Below are 19,064 nucleotides of genomic sequence, written 5' to 3' on the forward strand. Positions count from 1 at the left end.
AGGAGATTTGATCATGAGCAACGATCCCTTTACGCTCGATATGTTCGGCAATACTGCACTCTCGTCTGCCCTCGGCCTCGGTGTGACCGCTTTCGGCAGTATTGCCTCCGAAGCTGCCAATGACGACAATCCCGAACCCACACCGCCGGCACCCGCCTCGGCCATGCGGCCCGTTGGCGTTCAGGCCCCTATTGCACGCAAACAGGGCGACCGTGAAAACTTCTATTTCGAGGATGGTGAGGATCGCGGACTGGCCGCCTCCTGGAAAGAGCGTGCTCGGTTGAACATCGCTGCCATTCTTTCCGCCGACCAACTCGAAAAGCTCGCTATCCCGACGACACGCGAGCAGCAGAGGCGTCTGATCCGGTTCACCGGCTTCGGTGCTGGCGAACTCGCCAACGGGATCTTCCGCCGCCCAGGTGAGGTGGATTTTAGGGATGGCTGGGACGATCTCGGTTCATCGCTCGAGACCGCCGTATCCGAGAGCGACTATTCCAGCCTCTCGCGCTGCACCCAGTATGCTCACTTCACGCCGGAGTTCATTATCCGGGCGATCTGGTCGGGATTGCTACGGATGGGTTGGCGCGGCGGCCGGGTGCTGGAACCGGGCATCGGCACGGGCCTGTTTCCGGCATTGATGCCTGAAGAATACCGTGACACTTCCTATGTCACAGGTATCGAGCTTGATCCTGTGACGGCGCGGATTGCTCGGCTTCTGCAGCCGAAGTCACGGATCATCACCGGCGATTTCGCCCGCACCGACCTGTCGGCGATCTATGATCTTGCGGTCGGCAACCCACCCTTTTCCGATCGTTCAGTACGTTCGGATCGCCAGTATCGCGCGCTCGGACTGCGCCTCCATGACTATTTCATTGCCCGGTCCATCGACCTGCTGAAGCCCGGTGCGTTGGCTGCCTTCGTCACATCACATGGCACGATGGACAAGGCCGACACGACAGCTCGCGAACATATCGCCAAATCCGCCGACCTGATCGCGGCAATCCGTCTGCCCGAAGGCAGTTTTCGGCGGGATGCCGGCACGGACGTCGTGGTCGACATCCTGTTCTTCCGCAAGCGCAAGGCCGGTGAGCCGGAGGGCGATCAGGCATGGCTTGACGTGGACGAGGTCCGCCCCGCCACTGATGATGAGGGCGCAATCCGGGTCAATCGCTGGTTCGCCCGGAACCCCGACTTCGTTCTCGGCAGCCACGCGCTGACCTCCGGTCCCTTCGGCGAGACCTATACATGCCGTCCGCGGGCCGGTGTCGATCTCGAGACCGAGCTGAACGCCGCGATCTCCCTTCTTCCGGAAGATCTTTATGACGGCGACCCGACCGTAATCGACATCGATCTGGAGGACGAGCTTGGCGTTATCGTCGACCTGCGTTCGACAGGATCGAAGGTTCGCGAAGGCAGCTTCTTCATCGATAAAGCCCGTGGGCTGATGCAGATGATCGATGGTGCCGCCGTGGCGATCACCGTGCGGAGGGGCCGCTCAGCCGACGGTGTGCCGGAAAAACATGTGCGGATCATAGCCAAGCTGATCCCGGTTCGCGACGCCGTCCGCGAAGTGCTGAAGGCACAGGAACAGGGCCGCCCGTGGCGTGATCTCCAAGTGCGGCTGCGCATCGCATGGTCGTCGTTCGTGCGCGACTTCGGTCCGATCAACCATAAGACGGTCTCGATCTCGGAAGACGCGGAGACTGGGGAGGTCAAGGAAACGCATCGCCGGCCGAACCTTCAACCCTTTCTTGACGACCCGGATTGCTGGCTTGTGGCTTCCATCGAGGATTACGATCTCGAAACCGATACTGCTCGTCCCGGCCCGATCTTTTCAGAACGGATGATCTCGCCACCAGCCCCACCGGTCATCACAAGTCCAGCCGATGCGCTGGCTGTCGTCCTCAACGAACGCGGTCGCGTCGATGTCGACCACATTGCCGAACTGCTGCATCGCGATCCGGATGTGGTGATTGCCGACCTGGGCGATGCCATCTTCCGGAACCCGGCGGATGGCGCCTGGCAGACGTCGGATGCTTATCTCTCCGGACCGGTGCGCACGAAACTTACCGCGGCGATCGCAGCCGCCGACCTCGATCCGGCGTTCAAACGGAATGTCAGCGCGTTGCAAGAGGTGCAGCCCGCCGATCTTCGGCCGTCCGATATCACCGCCCGCCTCGGTGCGCCATGGATCCCGGCCTCCGATGTGGTCGCCTTCGTCAGGGAGACGATGGGCGCCGAGATCAAAATCCACCACATGCCGGAAATCGGGTCGTGGACGGTGGAAGCCCGCCAGCTCGGGTATATCGCGACTGGCACGTCGGAATGGGGCACGGACCGCCGCCATGCCGGCGAACTACTCGCCGACGCCTTGAACTCCCGTGTCCCTCAGATCTTCGACACCTTCAAGGATGCCGATAGCGAGCGCCGGGTGCTTAACGTGGTCGACACGGAAGCGGCCCGTGACAAGTTGCAGAAGATCAAGACCGCCTTTCAGACCTGGATCTGGAGCGACCCGGATCGTACAGACCGGCTGGCGCGTGTCTACAACGACCGTTTCAACAATATCGCGCCGCGCAAGTTTGACGGCAGCCATCTTCAACTTCCGGGCGCCTCAGGCGCCTTTACTTTGTATGGCCACCAGAAGCGCGGCATCTGGCGGATCATCGCCGATGGCTCGACCTATCTCGCCCATGCCGTCGGCGCCGGTAAGACCATGACCATGGCAGCCGCCATCATGGAACAGCGCCGGCTCGGGCTGATCGCCAAAGCGATGCTGGTCGTGCCCGGTCATTGCCTGGCGCAGGCTGCGCGCGAGTTTCTGGCGCTTTATCCGTCGGCCAACATCCTCGTCGCCGACGAGACAAATTTTACCAAAGACAAGCGCGCCCGTTTCCTCAGCCGCGCAGCAACCGCTGTCTGGGATGCGATCATCATCACGCATTCCGCCTTCAGATTCATCGGCGTGCCGTCCGCTTTCGAACAACAGATGATCCAGGATGAATTGCAGCTCTATGAGGATCTTCTGACGAAGGTGGAGAGTGATGACCGTGTGTCCCGCAAACGCTTGGAGCGATTGAAGGAGGGCTTGGCTGAGCGGCTCGAAGCCCTTTCCACCCGCAAGGACGACCTCCTGACCATTTCCGAGATCGGCGTCGACCAGATTGTCATCGACGAGGCGCAGGAGTTTCGCAAGCTCTCCTTCGCCACCAACATGTCCACACTGAAAGGCATCGATCCGAACGGATCGCAGAAGGCCTGGGACCTTTACGTCAAATCGCGCTTCATCGAGTCAAAGAATCCCGGCCGCGCGCTCGTGCTGGCCTCCGGCACGCCGATTACCAATACGCTCGGCGAGATGTTCTCGATCCAGCGGCTGCTTGGCCACGAGGCCCTGCACGAACGCGGGCTCCACGAGTTCGACGCCTGGGCCTCGAACTTTGGTGACGAGAAGACGGAACTCGAGCTTCAACCCTCGGGCAAATACAAACCGGTCAGCCGCTTCTCGTCTTTCGTCAACGTGCCGGAACTGATCGCCATGTTCCGCGCCTTTGCCGACGTGGTGATGCCGGAGGATCTCAAGGCATATGTGAAAGTTCCCGATATCGCCACCGGCAAGCGGCAGATCCTGACCGCGGCTCCGAGCCCGGCCTTCAAGACGTATCAGCGGATCCTCGAAGCCCGGATCAAGGCGATCGAGCAGCGCGAGGGACCGGCGCAGCCCGGTGACGACATTCTGCTTTCCGTCATCACCGACGGCCGTCATGCGGCAATCGACCTGCGGCTCGTGATGCCGGTCATGGAGGACGAGCCGGACAACAAGCTCAACCTTCTGATCCGCAACGCCTACCGGATATGGCAGGAGACGTCGCATAGCACTTATATACGCCCGGACGGCAAGCCATACGATCTGCCGGGCGCCGCCCAGATGATCTTTTCCGACCTCGGCACGATCAATGTCGAGAAATCGCGGGGCTTCTCGGCTTATCGCTGGATCCGCGACGAGCTCATTCGGCTTGGCGTGCCGGCCTCCGAAATCGCCTTCATGCAGGAGTACAAGAAAACCGAAGCCAAGCAGCGCCTGTTTGGCGACGTCCGCGCCGGCAAGGTTCGCTTTCTAATCGGCTCGTCGGAGACGATGGGCACCGGCGTTAATGCGCAGCTCCGCCTGAAGGCGCTTCACCATCTCGATGTGCCGTGGCTGCCGTCACAGATCGAGCAGCGGGAGGGCCGCATCGTCCGTCAGGGCAACCAGCATAATGAGGTCGACATCTTCGCCTATGCCACGCAGGGGTCTCTCGACGCAACGATGTGGCAGAACAACGAGCGCAAGGCCCGGTTCATCGCGGCTGCGCTCAGCGGTGACACATCGATCCGCAGGCTCGAAGACCTCAACGAAGGCGCCGCCAACCAGTTCGCGATGGCCAAGGCCATCGCCTCCGGCGACGAGCGCCTGATGCAGAAAGCAGGCCTGGAGGCCGATATCGCCAGGCTCGAACGGCTGCGGGCCGCCCATGAGGACGACCAGTATGCCGTCCGCCGGCAGATCCGCGACGCCGATCGCGAGATCGAAACGGCCATCCGGCGGATCGGTGAGATCGGCCAGGATATCGAACGTCTGATGCCGACGTCGGGCGAAAGCTTCGCCATGACCGTGACGGGAAAGCCATACACCGAGCGCAAGGAGGCTGGACGAGCGCTGATGAAGGAAATCCTCACTCTGGTTCAGCTACAGCAACAGGGCGAGGTCCACATCGCCAGCATCGGCGGCTTCGACCTCGTCTATGAGGGCGAGAAGTTCGGACGCGGCGACAATTACCATTACCAGACGCTGCTGCAGCGCATCGGCGCGACCCAAGAGATCGAACTTCCTGTGACTGTCACCCCGCTCGGCGCCGTCTCTCGCCTCGAACATGCGCTCGACGGGTTTGTGGCCGAGCGGGAGCGTTATCGTCAGAGGCTTGAAGATTACCGCCGCGGGCTTGCATCCTATCAATCGCGGCAGGGTGGTGAATTCGCCTTTGCCGACGAGCTGGCGGAAAAGCGCCGGTCACTGCGTGAGGTCGAAGAGGCTTTGGCGAAGTCCATTACTGATGAAGCAGAGTAGAAAAACATGCGGTTGGTGCAGCATTGTAGCGGTACCACGAGAATGGCTATCTCCCGCGAAGGAGGCGGCCATTTTCTTTGTTTTTCAGCCGCTTTGGCACGCAATCGCCGCCGTCAAGTCGAAGAGCGAAAGTTACTTATCCACCTGATAAAGAGTTGGATCCACGAGATTGATCTTCTCGCCTGGTTTGAACCCAAATACCTTCTCGAATTTTTCAGGCCCGAGCAACAGAGCGGCTTCATCCAGCAGGTGCTGGTTTCGTGAATTCAAGTATTCGGGTGGCGGTGGCAGTGACGCTGGCATCCTCTGGGCCGCGAACATTTGCACCTCGCTTCTCAACGATAGTAACCGGTTCAACAGCTCAGGCTCGTCAGCCAAAACCTTGCTCGCATGTTTGGTGAAATCGTCAGGTTCTTGCATCGGTGCACCTCCGCTCGGGCTTTGACCGCCTCCGACTGGCCTCGGTCCGGTCCATGTCCCAGACACCGAGAGCGCTTTTGAAGAGGCGCCGCAGCTTGCGATTTTCGCCGCCCATGCCGCGTGCTGCAGGCCATATGTCCCGTAGATGAAAGTGCTCGCCGCATAGCCTCGAGCGCCAGACACCGTCAAGGGCGCGACCTTTCCAAGCCCTGTAGCGTATAAGACCTGATTGGCGAGTTGATGGCAAACCCCGTCAACGCCATAGGTGAAGATTGTACCACGGGCTCCTGGTACAGTTCGCGAGTCCGCATTGGGTGTGACGAGGCAACTGGCGAAAGCGAGGCTTCCGCGCTGGGAGCCGAGCGCAACCGTTGGATTCCCCGGTATCTTTCCTGTCGGGTGATAACTTCCCCAGCAAAACCAATAAAATTTCTTTGCCGCTATCACATCGGCGATTTTGGGATAGCTGTTTTTCTGATTGTCGAAGTTGGTCACCCAGGTGTGGTCGACGGGTGATCCGTTCACGAACGCCGGTACGGCCCACGCATATAAGGTTGTGCTCGCCGCTGCCATTTCCCACCCTCCCAAAAAAAAGTCCCCCGACTTGCTGGATGATCCTGCCATGTTCGGTTGAAATCAAGATGAGCGAATAGAAAAGAAAAAGAAGCCTAAAATTGAACTGGTGCTCGCAGACCAACCGGCCCGCTGTCGCTGTCGCTCAACCGCCCCCTCCTCAACCCTGCCCGTCATTCTCGCAAGGCTTTGCCCCGCTCGCCCTGACGGCCAAGGCCGCTCGGGCGCAGTTGCACCGGCCCGTCCGCTCCGCGCCCCGGGAAGTGTCTTCGGAAGGAACTGAAGACGGATAAGAGCTGGCATTGGGCCGGCTCGGCAATCCCGGAAGGAGCCAATCTCATGCAGATCCTCAAACTCGACCCACGCGCGCTCAAGGATAATCCTGACGACACGCGTCGCTCGAAATCCTCACCACAATCCGACGCGCTGCTGCTTGCGACGGTGAAGGCGGTTGGCATTATCCAGCCACCTGTGATCTCCCCGGAAGTCGATGGCGGTAACGGCTACATCATCCAGGCCGGCCACCGCCGTGTGAGGCAGGCAATCGCTGCGGGACTGGAGGAAATCACCGTCCTCGTCGTCGAAGCGGCGAACGACAATGGCGCCATGCGTTCGATGGTGGAGAATATAGCGCGTGAACCGCTCAATCCCGTTGACCAATGGCGCGGCATCGAACGCCTCGTCGCTCTCGGCTGGACCGAGGAAGCGATCGGCGTGGCGCTGGCACTGCCGGTGCGCCAGATCAGGAAGCTGCGGCTTCTGGCCAATGTGCTGCCGGCCATACTCGATCACATGGCACTGGGCGACATGCCGAACGAGCAGCAACTCCGGACGATCGCCGCCGCCTCGCTCGGCGAGCAGAAAGAAGTCTGGAAGGCGCACAAGCCGAAGAAGTCCGAGCGTGCCGACTGGTACACTATCTCTCGTGCACTCTCCAAGACCCGCATGTTCGCCAAGGATGCGAGCTTCGGCGATGATCTCGCGAGCGCCTATGGCATCGAATGGGTCGAGGACCTGTTCGCGCCCGCCGATCAGGACAGTCGCTACACGAACAACGTCGAAGCTTTCCTTGGCGCGCAGCAGGAATGGATGACTAACAACCTTCCCAAGAAGGGCGCCATCATCGAGGTCAACAATTGGGGTCAGCCGGAACTGCCGAAGAAGGCGGAGCGCGTCTACGGCAAGCCGTCGAAGTCCGATCACGTCGGCATGTATCTCGATCGTGACGGCAAGGTTCAGTCGATCGCCTACCGGATGCCCGAGGACAAAAAGAAGGTGAAAGGTGGCGCGGCCACGACGGGCGCCGCCGAGAACCTCGACAATGACGCGATCGTCGATGCGCCGAAGCCTCGCCCGGTCGTCACCCAGAAGGGTCAGGACATGATCGGCGACTTCCGCACCGACGCCCTCCACGAGGCGCTCGGCCGTGCACCGATCGAGGACGACACGCTGATGGCGTTGCTCGTCCTCGCCTTCGCAGGCCTCAATGTCCGCGTCGACTCCGGTGCCAACGAGACCGTGTTCGGATCGAAGCGCTTCAAGCGTCACGCCGCCCGCCTCATCGGCGAAGACGGCAAGCTTGCTTTCGATCAGGAAACGCTGCGCGTGGCCGCACGCTCTATGCTGATCGACGTGCTGTCGTGCCGGCGGGGGATGTCGAACAGCGGGGTTGTTTCGCGGATCGCGGGTGACGCCATCGGCGCCGACAGCTTCTTAGCAAACATGGGCTCGGAAGATTTCCTTTTGTGCTTGTCGCGTCAGGCGATGGAGGCGGCGGCCAAAGAGGCGAATGTGCTGCCACGCCAGAAGGTCCGGGAAACGCGCTTCGCGCTGATCGACCGTTTCAAGGAGGGTCACTTCGTGCACGCCTCGGCGCTGTTTGCGCCGGATCCGAGCGAGATCGAAGATCTGATCAAGCATGCCGAATACCTCGACACCGATGCAAACACCCCGGAGGATGACGCTACCGATGGCACCGCCGTCGATCGAAACCCTGCGAGCGAGGATGGCGGTCTCGATCCGTCCGAGGGCGAAGATGATCTTCCGGAAACGTTTGATGGTGACGCCGGCGAGGCCGATCCCGACGAGCAGGACGCCTACGGGATCGCGGCGGAATAGCCGCTCCTCCATTTCACTTCCGAATGATCTGCCGCCGCCGATGGTCTCCATCCGCGGCGGTTTCGTTTTCAAACCCCCTTAAAATTCAGGGAGAATTCGCATGTCTGCACATATCGCATTTTCCGCCGCGGTCGGCTCACTCATTTCGTGGTCGGATGGCACACCGCGCCCGACAGAACGGCACAGCAAGAAGCTGGCCGTCTGGAAGATGCGCAACAGCTCAGGCCGTCTGATCCGGAAAGAGGACCCTCGAACCCTTGGCAGCTATACCGCACCGGCGTCCTTTACGCTGCATGAAGGTGATATCGGCAGCCGCGGCACGATCGTCGTCACCATCCTGAGAACATTCGGCATCGACAGCACGCTCGCCTTCACCGTGATCGAGCGCCCGCCGATCGGATCGGTCCGGGTCTTTGATCGACCCGGACCCTCGCATGACCTGATCCATCTCGCTGCGAACCGGGAGGCGGCCGAGGCGTGGCTCAAACTCCACCGGCATCCCATGGCGGTTCTTGAAGAGGTGACGGCCCACGAAGTCGCGGCCGATTACGTCGAGGGGAGGGCAGCATGACGATGCCTCTGTCCCCAGACAATACCGCCGGCTCTACCCCTGAATATTCAGGGGTAGAATTCGGCGTCAGTGCCGATGGCTTTCAGGTTGCCAGGATCGGTGAGATCACCCTTGCCATGCTGCCCTTGCCGGCGGGCGGCGGGTTTCTGGCGAGCGCATGGCGTCAGCGCCGTCCGCTTTGCGACCTGACCCGAGCTGACTTCTACAGCCATGAGGGCCGGCTTGCCGACGAGGCTGCTTTCCAGGCGCGGGTGCTGGAAACCGCGGAGCACGTTGGCGAGCTGGCTCTGCTCGATCGCGTGCAGGCGCGGATGGTCTGCAGCACGCCATGGGGTGCTTCGCAGATGGCGACCATCTATGCAGAAGGCGTCGTCTCGCATGTCACCGCCGGTCACGGCGGCTTCCAGCTCTCGGTCGAACGCAACAGCAAGGTTCATCCGATGCTGCGGGCGGAGGGCGGCTGGTACGAAGAGGACTGCGCCTGGTCGATCGTCACTTTCACCTATCCGCAGCTCTTCACGTCCTATGAGCGGCGGAGCGCCGAAAGGCAGATCAAGGATCGGTGGCCGGAAGCCTGGGAAACAATGTCCGGTCAGGTCCTGGTGCAGGGCGAATCCCACGCGAAAGATCGCAAGGCGTTCGATCTGGCGCATGCTGACGATTGGGTGGTGATCTCGGCCCTCAGATCCGATCATCATCCCGGCATGACCGAGATGATCGCCACCCGCGGCGGCAAGCGAGACCATCATGTCGACGAGCGCCGGTTTCTGGTTCCGGCCACCGAATATGAGGTCGGACGCTTCGGCTTCGTGATCGATGAAGCGCGCCATGCTGCCTATGACGGCCCTTCCAGCTTTGTCTCGTGGTCGGGGAGGAACCCGGCATGATGACGATCAGTCCCCATCTTCTTCTGTCGCGTACGGAAGCGTCGCGGCGCGAGACGCGCCATCATCTCGATCTTGTGCTGCGACAGATTGCGGCCCGTGCCGAGCGTGTGACGGTCACTCAGAAGGCGAAGTCCAGTGGCCGTACGCACAAAAGGTCAGGATCACGCTGGACGCCGTCCGACGAACGGCTTTTCCAGTCCCATCTCCAGGCATTGGAATTCCACCGCCGCGGCGAGATTGAAGCGTTGTCGCGCAAGCTCGCCCGGCAGGATGCGGCGATCGCCGCTCTTAAGGCGAGGCTGGAACCACATACTGACATCGACGAGAGGAATGCGGCATGTCCCGCTTCGTCATTGAAACCGCCGATCATCTGCCGATCTATCGCCAGCAGACTTGTGGTACGACAAGCCTTGGGGATGGGGGAGGCTGATCCGGTGGGTGGAAAACATCACGACGCGCTTCCGCCGCTCACCGATCAGGAGGAGGCCGCACTTCAGGATTATGCGGCGCGGCACGGGCGCTCCTGGAAGCGCATCCTCAACTGCGCCTGGATGGGCGAGGCGCCCTATGACGACGGTCAGGTGCTGCGTAAGCTTCGCAACACGCATGGACCGACCTGGCTTGAACGCTATCGGCTACCGAAGCGGCCAGTTGATCCAAAGCGGTTTCCGACTGAGGGTCCTGACCGCTGAACTGGAACATACCTGTCGCTCGCACACGAGTTCGATGTGCAGGACAAGACCCATGATTGCATCGTGTGACAATCATCTCGTCGCATTGTCAGTGAACCCTATTAATCGGACGTCGTTGCCTGGGTTCACCGTATAGCCGGCTGACCGTTCGCCATGACCGGGCGACAGGCTCCAAATCGGCGGCGATGAAGGCGGGTGAATGAGTGGATCAGGCGCGCACCCTGCATGAGATCCCTCACGGTGCTGACATCTGGTGTCGGCCCCTTGGCCGGCCTGTCCTCCGGTTTTGCTGCGGTCTGAACCAGCGCCCGTTCGGTTCAAGGCCGCTTTGCGCCGCGGGCGGCCGGTCATGCCGCTCTCGGCAAAACAGGTAAGCGGGCTTCGCAGGGCTATTGCCCCGCTTGACCGCCCACCTGCTTTTCTCGATCTGGCCTGCCCGGACCCTGAACCGCCCGGCTTGCGCCGGTTCCTTTCGACCGCACCGAAGGACAGACCGGTCAAGGGGCCGGAACCGCTTCGGCGAACCGAAAGGAAACCACCATGGCAAAGTCCGCGACCTCTTCCCGCCAACCCAGCCGCCCCACCGCCCGCGTCGTGCAGCTCCGCAAAGGCGCCACCATCGAAATGGTCCGCCTGACATGCCCCGATGAAGCGCAGGCGCTGCGCATCGCCGAGAGCTTCGGAACAGCCATCCTCGACAGCGACGGCATCCGCGACATGCACGAGCGCCTGATCGTCGAGACCGCGACCGGCCTCTCCGATGGCCTCGGCGAACGGGCGATGCAAATCCACCTCCAGCGCATCGTCGGAGCCTATGTCGGCTCGGCCCATGGCGCCGGCCAGTTCTACAGCAAGGCCGTTACCGAAGCGCGCGACGCCACCGCCAAGAGTGCATCAGATGCTCGCGACGAGGATCTCGACGGCCCGGTCGGATATGACAGCGCCGCCCAGCGCAAGCGCGAATTCGCCGCCGACATGGGCATTCAGGCCCACGCGTTGCGCCTCGCCGCCGAAGGCGCCGTCGCGGCTTACGAACAAATTGTTGGCGAAGCGTGGAAGCCATTCGATCGCCCTGTCGACAATCCCGGCCAGACACTCGACCGCAAGGCGGCCGAGGCACAGATGGACGCTCTCGGCTGAGATTTATCCGGCGGAGCACCTTGCTCCGCCTTTTTCGTGACGAGGCCGCCTTACTCCGAGGCGGCCATTTTTGTGTCACTGCCGGTGCGAAGCTCACCCGGGATAGAAAAGAAATGAAGAGAGAACGGAACACGGCATTGCGGCCCCGTCCCGTTCGTCGGACCTGCAGGAGCCGGCCGCAAGCGCAACGGCTACGCCGTCCTCCACATACGTTGCGGCCGTTCCGGTGCGTTTCCCGCCGATCGCTCCTGCTTTCGGCCCTCCGCGACGGGGCCGCGATGGGCGCGGCCTCCTGACAAGGAGGTTTGGACATGACAAGGAAATCACAAAACACGCGCACCGATATCTACGCCCGCATCACGGACAGGATTGTCGCTGACCTGGAAAAGGGCGTACGCCCATGGGTGCAGCCGTGGAGCGCGGCCAATCTGTCCGGCCGGGTGAGCCGGCCACTACGCCACAACGGACAACCCTACACAGGCCTCAACGTTCTCCTTCTCTGGTCGGAGAGCGTCGCCAGTGGTTTCACGTCGTCGACATGGATGACGCTGCGCCAGGCAAACGAGCTCGGCGCTCACGTGCGCAAGGGTGAGAGCGGCGCGACCGTCGTCTATGCCAGCCGCTTCACCAAAACCGGGACAGACGCGGGCGGTGGCGAGGTTGAACGCGATATCCCGTTCCTCAAAGCCTACACGGTCTTCAATTGCGATCAGATCGACGGTCTCGCCGATCACTATTATCGCTGCCCTGATCCGATCGCGAAACCGATGGAGCGCATCGAGCATGCCGATCGCTTCTTCGACAACACGGGCGCTGTCGTCCGATACGGCGGCGACAAGGCCTATTATTCTCCCGTCTCCGACCACATCCAGCTGCCGCGGCCCGAACAATTTCGCGACATTGCCTCTTTCGTTGCCACGAGAGCGCACGAAACCTTGCATTGGGCAGGCAGTCCAGCCCGGCTGAACAGGGATCTCAGCCGCTACCACAAGGACCGCCGGGAGAGGGCATTCGAAGAAATGCTCGTGGAATTGGGGTCAGCGATGCTGTGCGCCGATCTGGGTATTGTGCCGGAGCTGGAGCCCCGGCCGGATCATGCCGCCTATATCCAGAGTTGGGCCGCAATCCTCGGCTCCGACAAGCGGGCGATCTTCAATGCGGCGGCGCATGCGCAGCGCTGTGTCGCCTATCTGCATGACCTTCAGCCGGAAGCCACCGCCGGGCAGGAGGCTGCCTGATGCTTCATGATCCGAGCTTTGCAGGGGAGGATGCATCCTCCCCGATCCGGCTGCGCGCGCTTTCGCTCGGCGCTGGTGTCCAGTCCACCACCATGGCGCTGATGGCAGCGCATGGTGAAATCGGGCTGATGCCCGACTGCGCGATCTTCGCCGATACCGGATGGGAGCCGAAAGCCGTCTACGAGCATCTCAAATGGCTGACGTCGCCGAATGTCCTGCCGTTCCCGGTCCATATCGTATCGGCCGGCAATATTCGCGACAATCTTATGGATGCCGCAGCCGGCAAACGCTGGGCTTCTATTCCAGCGTTCGCAAAGACGGTGACGCCAGCGGGGAGTATCCGCCCGGTTCTGGACGAGGACGACGACGGTGAACTCGTCGAAATCGGGTCTCGCGCGACATCGCGCGAGACTGTTTCCATCGGTATGATGCGCCGGGCCTGTACCACGGACTTCAAGATCGTGCCGATCCGCAGGAAAGTTCGGCAATTGTTGGGTCTCACGCGTAAACGCTCGCCTGATCATGCGGTCGCGGAACAGTGGATCGGGATTTCGACAGACGAGGCGAGCCGGATGAAGCCCTCGTTCGAGGATTGGCAGATCAATCGTTGGCCGTTGATCGAACAGCGCATGAGTAGGCAAGATTGCCTCGCCTGGCTGCGCCGACATGATTATCCAACGCCCCCGAAATCCGCCTGCATCGGATGCCCGTTTCACGATAACGGACGTTGGCGTCACATGCGTGATCGTGATCCGGAAGCCTGGGCAGACGCGGTGATAGTTGATCGGGCACTGCGGACCGGCATTCGACGCATCCGTGGCGAAGTTTATCTTCATCGCTCATGTGTTTCTCTTGACGAAGCCGACCTGTCGACGGCCGCCGATCATGGCAACTCGATCTCTGGCCCATCGAATGCGAAGGCATGTGTGGCGTCTAGGGCAGCGTTCTGGCGCTGCGATAACGGATGACCGCTCCATTTGGAGCGGAAGAGGCACCGCCATATGGTGGAACTCTGCCGTGAAAGACGCCGGCCCAGTCAGTTCCTGAAGCGGGGACACTTGCATGCCGACCAGCCGGTGCGGTGTGGGGCGCTGAAGGCAAGGCGGATTGCAGCATAGCCGAGGCCCTTGGCGGTTGGGAGGAGACACCATCCAGTCGAAGATGGCTCTGCTGTCGAACGGTCGGTAGTGCAGACGCACCCATCGGCGATGGCGTCGAAGGAACGGCAGGTCCGCAGCCGTGACGTGGTGTGAGCAGGGTGCCGAAAACGATTGTGCCAGCGGCGTGCTGGTGGTGAGTTCAACGATTGGTCTCGCGGCATGTCGTGGTCGGTCCGGTTCGGACAGGCCACACCCACGCAGACCTCGATGAATCTGGTGTGACCGAAGGACGCCTTCGTCTCGATCGCCTTGGCCGCAACGGCCATACGCGACTTTCTTCCCCTGCCGGCTGCGCCGCCATTCCTCGCGGGCCAAGAAAGCGGCTCCCGGCCGTCCTCCACTTCGTTCCGGCCGCTAGCGGTGCGGCGTCGATCGCCGTCGGTCTTAACACCGTCATCGAGGACGCGATGGGCGCGGCCCGAGCAAACCGGAAAAGGAACACGACAATGGCAGTCATCGGCGAATTCACCACCAACGGCAATAACTCCATCATCGGCAACGTGCGCACGCTCACAGTCAGCATGAAGGCCCGCCTGAACCCCATCGAGCGCGTCTCGCGCGACGCTCCGGACTTCCGCATCACCGCCGGCAACGGCGTCGAGGTCGGCGCGGGTTGGAACAAGGTCTCCAACGACGGCGAGCCCTTCATCTCCGTCAAGCTCGACGACCCGAGCTTCAATGCCCCGATCACCGCAGCCCTTTGGCCGGGCGAGAAGGAAGGCGAATACGCCCTCATCTGGAATCGCCCAAAGCGGGAGGCCTGATCACTGCAACGAGCTCCGCCGAAAGGCGGGGCTCTTTTCGTGTCGCGAGGGAGAGCCGGGCGCAGGCATCGAGCCTGCTCCCGGCTTTTTGGGGTGCCACACGGGAGGTGGGGGAACTGCTCAGTTCGTCAAATGGTGCCATGGCGAAACGAAGGCGTCCAGCACGAGCGGCGCCTCCAATTTGCTCCTCCCGCCTATGGCGGCTTCCGCAAATCGGTTCCTCCACTCGCCGCCTCCGGCGGTCGCGTCCCGCGATGCTGGACCCCTCCGCTTCGCCATGACGCGCGGCGTCGTCTTTCACAAACGTCAAGGAGACGACGATGACGATTTCTCTCGAAATTCAGCGCGAAGAGCTTAAGGCCGAACTCAGGAATGCCTGCGATCCGGCCGAGCGCCGCCAGATCGCGGCGGAGCTAGAGATGGTGCAGGCCGAGCTTGCAGCCATCGAGGCCGAGCAGGGCGGCCGCGTCAGCACGAAGCCTCCTTTCTAGGAGGCTTCCATCATGCTGCCGCTTCCGGCAGCGTGGTCGCTTCAGCCGTTCAGCGCGTCCTTGACCGCCTTGCCGGGTGTAAACGTCAGCTTCTTCGACGCCGCGATCTTGATCGTCGCGCCGGTCGCCGGATTGCGTCCCTCGCGCTCCGGAGTGTCCTTCAGCTTAAACTTTCCAAACGATGGTATCGACGTTTCAGCGCCAGCAAGCGCCGCTTCGGTGATCTGTTTAAAGACGCTTTCGACGATCGTCTTGGCCTGCGCCTTGGGGAGGTTCTGTTCGGCTGCGATCTTGTCGGCGATTTCGTTGGTCGTGGTCATGAAGGACGGGCCTCTTTGGTTTTCGGTCCTTCAGCTTTGACAATGAAGATGTGGCGAAGAAAGGGGCAGAAAGGCAAGAACGCCCGTAAGATCAGCGAAAGCCACAGGAAATGCAGGAAGTCGGTCGATTGAACCGGCTATTCGGTGCTGCCCGCGTCCCCATAGCCACGTCGTCTCTTCGTTCGTTCGAGACGGGAGAGTGCTGTATTCGCATCGTCCGGATGATCGAAGGTCTGCATCATCGTCTGGCCGCCCGATCCGATCCGGCCCCAGTTGCGGATGACCGAAGCCCCGCCGAACAGTGTCGGCTGGATCGCCAGCATGTAGAAGCGCCGCATGTTCTGCGCCGCATCAACGCGGTGAAGATGAACCGGGCATATCTCCGTGTCTTCCATGCCCTCATTGTCGCTATCTCGGCAAGCCGCGTCCAACGAGTTATCTGAATCGATCCGGTGTCACCGATTCATCTTCGTGATGATATCAGACGGGGACTGGGCGAGACGGCTTCGCCGCACGGCTCTATGCGCAGGCGCACCGAACCCGCCATGCGGTTTCGTTCCATTCGGATAACGATCCTCTCGGATGACCGGCCGTGCCGGCGGATGATAACGTTGGAACGGCCTGGTTTGCGGTCAGCTATCGCACCAGCTTCGACGCGCAAGGCCTTCTCCCACGAAAATCTCGCCAAACGATTGCCCTTTACGGCTGACAGTCCTGAGCTTGCGACCATACCTGTCTTCGTCGCGCAATCCCGTGCTCATCGAGAATGGGCCAGCGTTCAGAAGAGCGAGAATACGTGCTTTGGCCGCCTCGCCCTTGACGCGTTCTGCCGTGCAACGGGCCGGGCTGAGTTCGGGCGTGTCGATATCTGCGATCCGGATTTTCTCTCCCTTGAACCAGAAGGTGTCGCCATCGACGACACAGTTCATGCGGCGGCCTTCACCACAGATCGAGAACGGCGCTGAAAGCGCGTCCTCTGCACGAGCAGACGCGAGCACCACCGTCCGATCCATCATGTGCCGACCGTTCTGGCATTCGCCGCATTGTCGCGTTCGTCCGCCTGCTGCCGTCGCTTGCCCTTCGTTGAACGAATCCGGTTCAGGACCGGTGGCAGGAACGGAACATCCTCCCACACAACGTCTATTTCGAAGAGCTTTTCGGTATTGCGGTTTCGCCATCGCACCTCTTCTCTCGTCACGAACGGCGGCGCGATCTCCGCAAGCGCGGCAAGCGGCCCAAGCACCAGAACACAGATAAGGCCGACGGTCTTGACGATAGCATCGCCGAGTGGTGGTAGAATGGCCAGGCTGACAATCGCTCCAGCGCCGAGAAACGGCGTGACGATAATGAACGCGACCCAGATCATCAGCGGGCCGATCAGCGCGTACCACGTTTTCCTCCAATGCCTCATGGGCGCTTCCTTTCCTTCTGCCGTGGTTGCGCATGTTCGGTGTGCGTATCGGTTCCGGTTCGATGGAACCTGTTCCCGCCGACACAGGCTTTCATATCCTCGCGCCGAAACCAGATCGCGCGGCCGCACCGGAGCGGCGGATTGCCCGAGGTGAAGACGATCTGCTCGTCGGCCCGCATGCGCAGAACTTCATGCGGCAGGATCAATGGACGGCGGCTGAGCTGCTTCGATCGCGATCGCGACGATCCCTTCATTCCGGTCGAACGGTTGGTCTGGTCGACCTCGACGGTGGTGTCGCCACAGCGCTTCGAGATATAGTCAGCGGTATCGGGATCGTTGATCGCCGAAAACGAAATCCACGATGCGGATTCGAACCATTTGCTGGTCGCATCACGCCCGCCATAGGCCTCGCGCATCTGGCCGAGCGACTGGAAGATCATCGTCAGCGTGATGCCGTATTTGCGGCCTGCGTCGCGGGCGGTTTCGAGGATGCGCAGGTAGCCGAGACGTGCCACCTCGTCGAGCAGGAAGAGGGTGCGACCCTTTACGTTGCCGTTGCGGTTATAGATCGCGTTAAGCAGCGAGCCGATCACGACACGCGCGAAGCCGGGATGGGCTTCCAGCACCTTCAGGTCGAGGGCGATGAAGATGTCCGTTCCGCCGTCGGCGAGATCGTCCGTCGAGAAACTCACGCCCGACACGAGACCTGCATAGTTCGGATAGGAGAGCCAGTGGGTTTCCTTCACCGCATTGGCGTAGACCCCGGAAAATGTCTCCGGCGTCATGTTGACGAAGACCGACACATTCTCCTTCACGAAGTCGGATTCCGAACCTTCGTAGATCTTCGTCAGACGCGCGCGCAGCTTGGGTTCCGGTTCGGAGAGGTTGGCGCGGACACGGCGCAGCGTCTGGTCTTCCGCTTCCGTGTGCCCTGACAGGCAGACGTCGGCGATCAGAGCCGTCAGGAGCTGCATGGCCGACGCCCTGAAGAAGTCGTCGCGGGCGGATGCCGTCCTCGGATTGTCGGTCATGATCCATGTGGCGACGGCGACGATATCCTCTTCCTTCGTATTGCCATGACGGCCGATCCAGTCGAGGGCGTTGAAGCCGACACCGCCGGCTGTCGGATCGAGCACGATCACCTTTCGGCCGGCCTGACGCCGATGCTCCGAGACCATCGGCGCAACCTCGTTTGACGGGTCTAGAACGACAAGCCCACCGCCCCATTTGAGCGCGGTCGGGATCGTTACCGATGTCGTCTTGAAACCGCCGGAGCCGGCGAAGACGATGCCGTGCGATGATCCGAAGGAACCGTCGAAGCAGAGCAGCGGCGACTTGCCGCCAGCGCCCCAGCTTTGTCGATCGTCAGCGCGAAACGGCATGGCGGCAACACTGTCGCGATCAACCCGATAGCGCTCGCCGATGACGATGCCGCCCGGTTCGGGAAACAGTTTTGCCGCCTCCTGGATCTTCATCCAGTCCGCTTCGCCGTGTACGGCGCGCTTGCCACCGATCCGTTTGGGCGCCACTGTTTCGAACGCGGCATTGCCCTTGATCCCGACACGCAGCGCGAACATTCCGCTGATGAAGGCAATGCCTGCGCCGATCATCGTCACCGGATCGGTATAGGCCAGAACCGATTGTCCGGCCGGCACGCTGCCGGCGATGCCGTTCAGGCGGATTGTCTCGCGCGCGATCGCGATGATGATGACCATACCGTTTCCGGTAAGCACGCTCAGACCGGCGGCCTTGACGTTGACCGATCCGTTCGCTGCGAACAGCGCGATCACGCCTATCGCGGCGGCAACAATATAGGGCAGGGCGAGCCCGGCGCGTCCCAGCATCAGCTTCGCCTGCGGGGACGTTCCGAATGCCGCCAGTCGCTGCTCCATCCCGGATGTCGCGAACATCGCCGCGAGCATTATGATTGCCGGCAGGATCAACAGCAAAAGCCTATTCACCGTCATGGCCAAACGCCTCCACGCCGATGGCGGTCAAACGTGACCGCTCGTCTTCGTCGCCTTTGAGCCGGCGCCCGCCGTCGATCAACAGCCCGAGCAGTAGCGCCCGCTTCTCGTAGCGCAGCCCGGCTTTCACGATCAGCCCGCCGAGTTCGATTTTTTCGCGGGTGTCCTTCTTGCGTGCGTCTGACGTCTTCGACTTTGCCATCCG

General features: G+C 61.6%; 16 protein-coding genes and 1 pseudogene. 10 read left to right on the forward strand and 7 right to left on the reverse strand.

Features of this window, described 5'->3' with window-relative positions; genetic code table 11:
- Positions 1-13: 13 nt before the first annotated feature.
- Positions 14-5,107: a DEAD/DEAH box helicase family protein gene (locus tag AVI_RS24060; protein WP_012650569.1), complete on the forward strand. Its 5,094-nt coding sequence runs from the start codon at positions 14-16 to the stop codon at positions 5,105-5,107.
- 132 nt (positions 5,108-5,239) lie between these two features.
- On the opposite strand, the gene AVI_RS24065 is transcribed toward AVI_RS24060, so the two are convergent.
- Complete coding sequence (locus AVI_RS24065) at positions 5,240-6,100, reverse strand: hypothetical protein (RefSeq protein ID WP_012650570.1); 861 nt, start codon at positions 6,098-6,100, stop codon at positions 5,240-5,242.
- Positions 6,101-6,439: 339 nt separating this feature from the next.
- Between AVI_RS24065 and AVI_RS24070 the strand changes: the two genes are divergently transcribed.
- From AVI_RS24070 to AVI_RS31260, 9 genes and pseudogenes are all read left to right on the forward strand, one after another.
- On the forward strand, positions 6,440-8,218 hold the full coding sequence (locus tag AVI_RS24070; protein ID WP_041699339.1) for a ParB N-terminal domain-containing protein: 1,779 nt from the start codon (positions 6,440-6,442) through the stop codon (positions 8,216-8,218).
- A gap of 100 nt (positions 8,219-8,318) precedes the next feature.
- Entirely contained in the window at positions 8,319-8,789 is a 471-nt protein-coding gene (locus AVI_RS24075; RefSeq protein WP_012650572.1) for a hypothetical protein, read from the forward strand.
- Positions 8,786-9,676, forward strand: a complete 891-nt coding sequence (locus AVI_RS24080; protein ID WP_012650573.1) for a DUF7007 domain-containing protein — start codon at positions 8,786-8,788, stop codon at positions 9,674-9,676. The genes AVI_RS24075 and AVI_RS24080 overlap by 4 nt, the downstream gene beginning before the upstream one ends.
- Positions 9,673-10,368, forward strand: coding sequence for a hypothetical protein (locus AVI_RS31770; protein ID WP_012650574.1), 696 nt, complete (start codon positions 9,673-9,675; stop codon positions 10,366-10,368). Before AVI_RS24080 ends, AVI_RS31770 begins: the two co-directional genes overlap by 4 nt.
- Before the next feature lie 540 nt (positions 10,369-10,908).
- Complete coding sequence (locus AVI_RS24095; protein ID WP_012650575.1) at positions 10,909-11,508, forward strand: hypothetical protein; 600 nt, start codon at positions 10,909-10,911, stop codon at positions 11,506-11,508.
- Positions 11,509-11,819: 311 nt separating this feature from the next.
- Complete coding sequence (locus AVI_RS24100; protein ID WP_041699341.1) at positions 11,820-12,746, forward strand: ArdC family protein; 927 nt, start codon at positions 11,820-11,822, stop codon at positions 12,744-12,746.
- Positions 12,746-13,683 (forward strand): annotated as a pseudogene (locus AVI_RS24105) (hypothetical protein). The gene AVI_RS24100 and the pseudogene AVI_RS24105 overlap by 1 nt, the downstream one beginning before the upstream one ends.
- Positions 13,684-14,352: 669 nt before the next feature.
- The gene (locus AVI_RS24110) at positions 14,353-14,670 is read left to right on the forward strand and encodes a DUF736 domain-containing protein (protein ID WP_041699416.1); all 318 of its coding nucleotides are present in this window, start codon (positions 14,353-14,355) and stop codon (positions 14,668-14,670) included.
- A 320-nt stretch (positions 14,671-14,990) separates the two neighbouring features.
- Positions 14,991-15,161, forward strand: coding sequence for a hypothetical protein (locus tag AVI_RS31260; RefSeq protein ID WP_012650579.1), 171 nt, complete (start codon positions 14,991-14,993; stop codon positions 15,159-15,161).
- Between the two features lie 41 nt (positions 15,162-15,202).
- Here the strand turns inward: AVI_RS31260 and AVI_RS24115 are convergent, their stop codons facing one another.
- From AVI_RS24115 to traD, 6 genes are all read right to left on the reverse strand, one after another.
- A complete protein-coding gene (locus AVI_RS24115) occupies positions 15,203-15,481 on the reverse strand; it encodes an HU family DNA-binding protein (protein ID WP_012650580.1) in 279 nt (92 codons plus the stop codon).
- A 137-nt stretch (positions 15,482-15,618) separates the two neighbouring features.
- On the reverse strand, positions 15,619-15,876 hold the full coding sequence (locus AVI_RS24120; protein WP_003523831.1) for a WGR domain-containing protein: 258 nt from the start codon (positions 15,874-15,876) through the stop codon (positions 15,619-15,621).
- A gap of 237 nt (positions 15,877-16,113) precedes the next feature.
- On the reverse strand, positions 16,114-16,497 hold the full coding sequence (locus AVI_RS24125) for a thermonuclease family protein (protein WP_012650581.1): 384 nt from the start codon (positions 16,495-16,497) through the stop codon (positions 16,114-16,116).
- A complete protein-coding gene (locus AVI_RS24130) occupies positions 16,494-16,892 on the reverse strand; it encodes a hypothetical protein (RefSeq protein WP_012650582.1) in 399 nt (132 codons plus the stop codon). Before AVI_RS24130 ends, AVI_RS24125 begins: the two co-directional genes overlap by 4 nt.
- Positions 16,889-18,859, reverse strand: a complete 1,971-nt coding sequence (gene traG / locus AVI_RS24135) for a Ti-type conjugative transfer system protein TraG (RefSeq protein WP_012650583.1) — start codon at positions 18,857-18,859, stop codon at positions 16,889-16,891. The genes AVI_RS24130 and traG overlap by 4 nt, the downstream gene beginning before the upstream one ends.
- Complete coding sequence (gene traD / locus AVI_RS24140) at positions 18,846-19,061, reverse strand: type IV conjugative transfer system coupling protein TraD (RefSeq protein ID WP_041699345.1); 216 nt, start codon at positions 19,059-19,061, stop codon at positions 18,846-18,848. The genes traG and traD overlap by 14 nt, the downstream gene beginning before the upstream one ends.
- Positions 19,062-19,064 lie beyond the last annotated feature (3 nt).

The organism is Allorhizobium ampelinum S4, from assembly GCF_000016285.1.
Lineage (GTDB): Bacteria > Pseudomonadota > Alphaproteobacteria > Rhizobiales > Rhizobiaceae > Allorhizobium > Allorhizobium ampelinum.

What these genes read in the sequence shown, in the direction of transcription:
- AVI_RS24060 (WP_012650569.1), top strand. Translation starts at nt 14, where the DNA reads ATGAGCAACGATCCCTTTACGCTCGATATGTTCGGCAATACTGCACTC.
- AVI_RS24065 (WP_012650570.1), bottom strand. Translation starts at nt 6,100, where the DNA reads ATGGCAGCGGCGAGCACAACCTTATATGCGTGGGCCGTACCGGCGTTC.
- AVI_RS24070 (WP_041699339.1), top strand. Translation starts at nt 6,440, where the DNA reads ATGCAGATCCTCAAACTCGACCCACGCGCGCTCAAGGATAATCCTGAC.
- AVI_RS24075 (WP_012650572.1), top strand. Translation starts at nt 8,319, where the DNA reads ATGTCTGCACATATCGCATTTTCCGCCGCGGTCGGCTCACTCATTTCG.
- AVI_RS24080 (WP_012650573.1), top strand. Translation starts at nt 8,786, where the DNA reads ATGACGATGCCTCTGTCCCCAGACAATACCGCCGGCTCTACCCCTGAA.
- AVI_RS31770 (WP_012650574.1), top strand. Translation starts at nt 9,673, where the DNA reads ATGATGACGATCAGTCCCCATCTTCTTCTGTCGCGTACGGAAGCGTCG.
- AVI_RS24095 (WP_012650575.1), top strand. Translation starts at nt 10,909, where the DNA reads ATGGCAAAGTCCGCGACCTCTTCCCGCCAACCCAGCCGCCCCACCGCC.
- AVI_RS24100 (WP_041699341.1), top strand. Translation starts at nt 11,820, where the DNA reads ATGACAAGGAAATCACAAAACACGCGCACCGATATCTACGCCCGCATC.
- AVI_RS24110 (WP_041699416.1), top strand. Translation starts at nt 14,353, where the DNA reads ATGGCAGTCATCGGCGAATTCACCACCAACGGCAATAACTCCATCATC.
- AVI_RS31260 (WP_012650579.1), top strand. Translation starts at nt 14,991, where the DNA reads ATGACGATTTCTCTCGAAATTCAGCGCGAAGAGCTTAAGGCCGAACTC.
- AVI_RS24115 (WP_012650580.1), bottom strand. Translation starts at nt 15,481, where the DNA reads ATGACCACGACCAACGAAATCGCCGACAAGATCGCAGCCGAACAGAAC.
- AVI_RS24120 (WP_003523831.1), bottom strand. Translation starts at nt 15,876, where the DNA reads ATGGAAGACACGGAGATATGCCCGGTTCATCTTCACCGCGTTGATGCG.
- AVI_RS24125 (WP_012650581.1), bottom strand. Translation starts at nt 16,497, where the DNA reads ATGATGGATCGGACGGTGGTGCTCGCGTCTGCTCGTGCAGAGGACGCG.
- AVI_RS24130 (WP_012650582.1), bottom strand. Translation starts at nt 16,892, where the DNA reads ATGAGGCATTGGAGGAAAACGTGGTACGCGCTGATCGGCCCGCTGATG.
- traG (WP_012650583.1), bottom strand. Translation starts at nt 18,859, where the DNA reads ATGACGGTGAATAGGCTTTTGCTGTTGATCCTGCCGGCAATCATAATG.
- traD (WP_041699345.1), bottom strand. Translation starts at nt 19,061, where the DNA reads ATGGCAAAGTCGAAGACGTCAGACGCACGCAAGAAGGACACCCGCGAA.